The following is a 3,221-nucleotide window of genomic DNA, read 5'->3' as shown; positions in this document are numbered from 1 at the left end:
GGTTCATTGGCGCGCAACAGCCCGCTCAGATCAAGGCTTAGCACATCATTGGCGCGCCGGTTGCGGTATCCGAAAGACAGCCTGTTGTCGAACAGCTCGGCACTGTCCCCGCCACTGGGGCTCAGGTTGTAATTATCCGTCGCGCTGAATGTGGAACTAAGCCCGAAGGTTAGCACAGGGCCACCCTCCTCCGGGCTGCTGGCCTGCTGCGCAAGCGTCAGCCCCGCACCCAGGCAGAGCACAGTCAGGCACCCGGAGCCAATCAGGGCATGCGCGCGTATCACAACCCGTCCTTATTCGAACAGACGGCGCTCGGGCACAACGATCACGTCCCCCGGAGCCAGTACCGTCGTGCCACTGATGCTGTCGCTTCCGCCCATCGTGCGATAGTTGAATCGATAGACGGTTTCATCTCCACCCGCAGGGTCGACGCGGCGCAGTTGGATGCGTTTCTCGGCGGCAAAGCGGGACAGCCCACCCGCCTCGGCCAGAAACTGGATCAGCGTGGTGCCCGGCAGGATCTCCTTGCGACCGGGGTTATTGACCTCACCCAGAATATAGACATTCATCAGGTCAGGCTCATCCGGAACGCGCAAACTCTTCGGGGCAAGGGCGGCCACCGACACCAGAACAGTCGGCTCAACCGCAAAGTTCGAGGCCATTTCCTTTGACAGGGTGCTGGCAACGGTATCGACACTGCGCCCGCCGGCCTTGACCGTGCCCGCCATCGGGAAGCTGATAGACCCATCGGGCAAAACAAGAACACTGCGATTGAGGCCCGGATCTTCGAGAACCTCGACCTGCAGAGTATCTCCCGGCTTGATGCGGTAGACATCCTGCGCCATGGAAACGCTGGCAGATCCAATCAGGAAAAGGATCGCTGTTAAAAATCTGATCATCCTGTGCCTCTGTCCCATTTTCATTTTGTGTGGAATTTATGCTATTTAGCGGCTCAGAAAAATACGTAAAGTTAAGAAAACTCGGCGCTGCGGCAGATTTGTAGCGCTTTGAAGGTATTTTCTCGTCAGCCTCCCATATCTGTCTTATTCGACAGAGGCAGACAATCGGTCAATTTCACCTTTGACTTCGTCCATGAATGCGAGTTCCGGACCGTTTTCTGCGACCTCAACCACCTTGCGGAACTGCGCCAGGGCATCGGCATCGCGCTTGAGTGCGACATAGGTGCGCGCCAGATGGTACTGCACTGTCGGGTCGGCAGGCAGACTGGCCGCCGCCGGTTCCAGCGCAGCAAGCGCGGTATCCAGATCTCCGCGGCGGAAGGCGATCCAGCCATAGGTATCCTGAAAGGCCGGAACGTCACGGTCGCGCAGACGCCGTGCGATCTCATGCGCCCGCGTGAGGCTGTCGGCATCCTCACTCCCCGTCGCCAGCAGGCTTGCCAGATTGTTGGCAATGATCAGATTGTTGCTGTCAGCGGCATAGAGCCGCTCATAAATGTCAATCGCGCCCTGAATATCACCTTCGCGCTCAAGAACGCCAGCCAGAGCCCAGTTGAGTCTCAGGTTGTCAGGATTGGCCTCAAGCCCGTCCAGAAGGGCCTGCCGGGCCGTCGCCACGTCTTCCTGTAGGGCATGGATATTATAAAGAGCGAGCCAGAAGCGCTGATCCTGCGGGTTCTCTGTTGCCAGGTCACGAAAGGTCGTCTCGGCCGCTTCAATGTCGCCGCCTGCCACCTGCACCGAGGCCACAAGGAAACGCGCGTCGGGGTCTCCGGGGTTTGCGTCCAGTATCTCACGCGCATATTGCAATGCCGCATCCAAATTGCCCTGAGCCAAGTGGGTCCGCACGATCAACGCTGCCGCACCCATACCGGACGCGCCTTCGCCTGCAAGCGTGTCAAGAAAGCCCATCAACTCATCTTCACGGTCTTGCGCCGCCAGCTGGCGCGCCGTCAGGTCATTGGCGACCCGCTGTGCATTGGCACCATCCTCGCGCCTCAGGGTCTCGATGACCTGCGTCAGACGCGGCCAATCCCGGTCACGTACGTAGATATCGCCAAGTCCTCTCAGCATGGCGATATGGTTTGGGGACAGGCGCAGGGCATTGATCAACACGGTTTCTGCCGTTCGCAGATCGCCCTGCGAAATCAGGTGGCTCGCATAGCGCAGCGACTCTTCCGGCGCGTTTCTGGAGGCATCAACAGCACGGCTCAGCATGTCCGCCATCAGATCACGATTGCCCGCACGTTCATGGGCATGCGCCATGAGGCTCATTGCATCGGCATCGTTCGGGGCCTGCCCCAGTGCCGCGCGCAAGGTGACGATGGCCTCGTCGGCACGATCGCTCTCGATCAGCCAGCCGGCCCGCATTTTCATCGCGTCGACCTGGTTTTTGTCCTCTTCCAGAACTTGCTCGACCAGGGCCCTGGCTCCGACCTGATTGTCGGTCACTTCAAGCATCCGTGCAAGCATGACCATGATGCTGCGCCGCTCATCGGATGGCTCCATCGCGTCAATCAGCTCTTCCATCTCGGCGATGGCCGCGTCACGCTCGCCCAGATCAAAGCGAAACCCGGCCCGCAGCGCGATCAACCGTTCCCGTTCAGGTGGATCACTTGCAATGATCCGGTCCAGCTCGACCTTGGCGGTTTCAAGGCTGCGCACCTCGGACAGGAAGCGGATATAGGTGATGATGTCATCGGGATCACGCAGCTCCTGATCCGCGCGGTTTTTGAGGAATGCCTCGGCCGTATCGACATCCCCCTGGGAGATATACCAGCGCACCAAGGTCGCCGGTATGCTCGGATCTTCGGGAAACCGGGTGATCATCTCTTCGAGCTGCGACCGGATTTCGCGTGTTTCGCCCAGCTGATTGAGAACGCCGAGACGAATTGTATAAAGCTCCTGATAGTCGGGCTCTTCGGCAAGGGCGGCATCAATGGCAGAGAGGGCCGCAGTCCAGTTCTGGGCACGCATCAGATCGGTGATGATGACCTGCCGGGCGATCATCAGGTCGGGATCCTCGACAACAAGCGCCTGCGCTTTCGTCACCGCCGCGCGCTCCGCCGTGGCATCCTTGGCCACAACTGCATCGCGATAGCTCACCATGGCGTTGACCGCCTGCACCAGACGGTCAACGGGGTCCAGCTCCGCCGCAGCGCGTCCATGACGGCGCGCCTCATCCCAGTTGTTCTCCCGCAGCGCCAATTCAGCAAGGGCCCGCTGTCCGGCCAGGCTGTCGGGATATTGCTCCACCAGCCG

3 protein-coding genes are annotated in these 3,221 nt (G+C 60.0%); all 3 read right to left on the bottom strand.

The window, feature by feature from the left end; genetic code table 11:
- On the bottom strand, positions 1-284 hold a 284-nt coding region (locus AC221Y_RS22495), incomplete at its 3' end, for a hypothetical protein (RefSeq protein WP_486708527.1).
- A 9-nt stretch (positions 285-293) separates the two neighbouring features.
- Complete coding sequence (locus AC221Y_RS22490; protein ID WP_486708526.1) at positions 294-899, bottom strand: polysaccharide biosynthesis/export family protein; 606 nt, start codon at positions 897-899, stop codon at positions 294-296.
- Positions 900-1,043: 144 nt separating this feature from the next.
- The coding region (locus AC221Y_RS22485) for a tetratricopeptide repeat protein (protein WP_486708525.1) at positions 1,044-3,221 on the bottom strand (2,178 nt) is incomplete at its 5' end.

The organism is Boseongicola sp. (assembly GCF_057460485.1).
This window is presented reverse-complemented; position numbering and strand designations above follow the sequence as displayed.

Excerpts from the sequence above, each read along its gene's own strand:
- AC221Y_RS22490 (WP_486708526.1), bottom strand. The coding sequence starts at position 899 with ATGATCAGATTTTTAACAGCGATCCTTTTCCTGATTGGATCTGCCAGC.